At 76.3% G+C, this 3,269-nt stretch carries 1 protein-coding gene; it reads right to left on the minus strand.

The annotated features are described in order from the left end of the window. On the minus strand, positions 1-3,269 hold a 3,269-nt coding region (locus AB0I68_RS38880; RefSeq protein ID WP_363182170.1), incomplete at both ends, for a type I polyketide synthase.

A 3,269-nucleotide genomic window follows, 5' to 3' on the forward strand; every position in this document is an offset into this window, starting at 1 on the left:
TCGCCGATGGAGTGACCCGAGACGAAGTCCGGCCGCAGGCCCCAGCCCTCGACCAGCCGGTACAGGGCCACCTCGACCGCGAACAGCGCCGGCTGGGTGTACTCCGTACGGTCCAGCAACTCGACGTCCGCCCCGAACAGGACCTCCTTCAGCGGCAGTTCGAGGTCCATCCCGGCACACACCGCGTCCAGGGCCCCGGCGAACACCGGGTAGGTGTCATACAGTTCGCGACCCATGCCGAGCCGCTGGCTGCCCTGACCGGTGAAGAGGAACGCGAGCCCGCGGCTGGAGGCCGTGCCGCGGACGAGCCCCGGCGCGCCCTCTCCAGCGGCGAGGGCTTCGAGGGAGCGGAGCAGACCTGCGCGGTCGGTGGCGGTGAACGCCGCGCGGTGTTCCAGGCCCGCCCGACCGGTGGCCAGGGAGTGGGCCAGGTCCACGAGGCCGGAGCCGTCCTCGGCGACCGCGGCGGCAGCCGCGGGCAGCAGCCGGGCGGCCTGGTCGCGCAGCGCTTGCGGGGTCCGGGCGGACAGGACGCAGGGCACGGGGCCGGTGGCGGCCGCCCTGGGCTGCGTCCGGTCCGTGGTGTCGGGGGCCTGTTCGATGATGGTGTGGGCGTTGGTGCCGCTGATGCCGAAGGAGGACACCGCGGCGCGGCGCGGCCGGTCGCCGGCGGGCCAGGCCGTGGCCTCGGTCAGGAGGCGGATGTCGCCCGCCGTCCAGTCGACGTGCGGGGTGGGCTCGTCGACGTGGAGGGTCTGCGGGAGCACTCCGTGCCGCATCGCCATGACCATCTTGATGACGCCCGCGACACCGGCCGCGGCCTGCGTGTGACCGATGTTGGACTTGACCGAGCCCAGCAGCAGCGGACGGCCGTCCTCGCGGTCCTGGCCGTAGGTTGCCATCAGGGCCTGCGCCTCGATGGGGTCACCGAGCCGCGTACCGGTGCCGTGGGCCTCGACCGCGTCGACCTCGGAGGCCGAGAGACCGGAGGTCGCGAGGGCGGCGCGGATCACGCGCTGCTGCGCGGGGCCGTTGGGGGCGGTCAGGCCGTTGGAGGCGCCGTCCTGGTTGATCGCGGAGCCGCGGACCACGGCGAGGACGGGGTGTCCGTTGCGGCGGGCGTCGGAGAGCCGCTCGACGAGGAGCATGCCGACGCCCTCGCCCCAGCCCGTACCGTCCGCCGCGGCCGCGAAGGCCTTGCAGCGGCCGTCGGGGGCGAGGCCGCCCTGGTGGCTGAACTCGCTGAAGGTGCCGGGGGTGGACATCACGGTGACGCCGCCCGCCAGCGCGAGGGTGCACTCGCCGCGCCGCAGGGCCTGGACGGCCCAGTGCAGGGCGACCAGGGAGGACGAACAGGCGGTGTCGACGGTGACGGCGGGCCCTTCCAGGCCCAGGGTGTAGGAGACCCGGCCGGACATGACGCTGCCCGCGTTGCCGGTCATCACGTGGCCGAGGACGCCCTCCGCGTCGGCGGACCGCTCCAGCAGGGCGTCGTAGCCGGTGTAGGAGGCGCCGACGAAGACGCCGGCGGCGCTGCCGCGCAGGGACGTCGGGTCGATGCCCGCCCGCTCGACGGCCTCCCAGGTGGCCTCCAGCAGCAGGCGCTGCTGGGGGTCCATGGCGAGGGCCTCGCGCGGGGAGATCCCGAAGAAATCGGCGTCGAAGGAGTCGGCTTCGTGGACGAACCCGCCTGCGAAGTCCCGGCCGTGGCCGTCCGCCGCCGCGGACAGCTCGGCGGCGTCCCAGCCGCGGTTGCCGGGGAGTCCGGCGATGGCGTCGCCGCCGGTCTCCACGAGCGTCCACAGTTCCTCGGGGCTGCGGACGCCGCCGGGGTAGCGGCAGCTCATGGCGACGATGGCGATGGGCTCGTCGTCACCGGTGGCGGTGGCGGTCCCGGCGAGCGCCGGGGCGGCGGGCGCGGCGGGCGCGGCGCCGAGGAGTTCGCCGTGCAGCTGCCGGGCGAGCGCCGTGGGCGTGGGGTGGTCGAAGACGAGCGTGCTGGCCAGGCGCAGCCCGGTGGCCGCGCCGAGGCGGTTGCGCAGGTCGACGGCGGTCAGCGAGTCGAAGCCGAGGTCCTTGAACGCCTTGGCGGGCTCGACCTGTTCGGCCGAGGCGTGCCCCAGTACGGCGGCGACCTGGGCCCGGACCAGGTCGAGCAGGGCCCGGTCCTGTTCGGCCCGGGTGAGTACGGCGAGGCGCTCGGCGAGCGGGGTGCCCCCGTCGGTACGGGTGCCGGCGGTACGGCGGCCCGCCGGTCCGAGGAGCTCCCGAAAGACGGGGGCGACCGGTCCGGGTGCCGCGGCGTCGCGCAGCGCGGCCGGGTTCAGGCGGGCGGGGACGAGCGCGGGGCGGCCGGAGGTGAGCGCGGCGTCGAGGAGGGCCATGCCGTCGGCGGCGGTGAGGGCGCCCATGCCGAGCTGTTCCATGCGGCGCAGCTGGGTCTCGTCGAGGTCCGCGGTCATCGCGCTGGCGTCGGCCCACAGGCCCCAGGCCAGGGCGGTGGCGGGCAGGCCCTGGTGGTGGCGGTGCTGGGCCAGGGCGTCCAAGAGGGCGTTGGCGCTGGCGTAGTTGGCCTGGCCCGCGCTGCCGAGGACACCGGCGATGGCGGAGTACAGGACGAAGGCGGTGACCGGCAGGTCGCGGGTCAGCTCGTGCAGGTGGAGCGCGGCGAGGGCCTTCGGCCGCAGCACCGTGTCGAGGCGGTCGGAGGTGAGGGAGGCGAGGACCCCGTCGTCGAGGACGCCCGCCGTGTGGACCACGGTGGTCAGGGGGTGCTCGGCGGGGACCGTCGCGAGGGCGGCGGCCAGGGCGTCACGGTCGGCGGCGTCGCAGGCGGCCCAGGTGACCCCGGCGCCCAGCGCGCGCAGTTCCGCGGTGCGTTCGGCGGCGCCGGGCGCGTCGGCGCCGCGGCGGCCGAGGAGCAGCAGGTGGCGGACGCCGTGGGTGGTGACCAGGTGGCGGGCGACGATGCCGGCGAGGGTGCCGGAGCCGCCGGTGATCAGCGCGGTGCCCTGCGGGTCGACGGCGACGCCGGCGCCGGCAGTGGCCGGGCGGTCCGCGCGGGTCCGGCGCAGCCGGGCCACGTGGACGGCTCCGTCGCGCAGCAGCAGCTCGGGCTCCCCGGAGGCGAGGGCGGTGGCGAGGACGGCCGCGTCGGCGCCGGACAGGTCGTCGACGTCGGCCAGGACGAACCGGCCGGGGTTCTCGGTCTCGGCGCTGCGCAGCAGGCCGCGGACGGCGGCGTGCGGCAGGTCGGCGGCGTCCTCGGC

This window comes from Streptomyces sp. NPDC050448 (assembly GCF_040655295.1).
GTDB lineage: Bacteria > Actinomycetota > Actinomycetes > Streptomycetales > Streptomycetaceae > Streptomyces.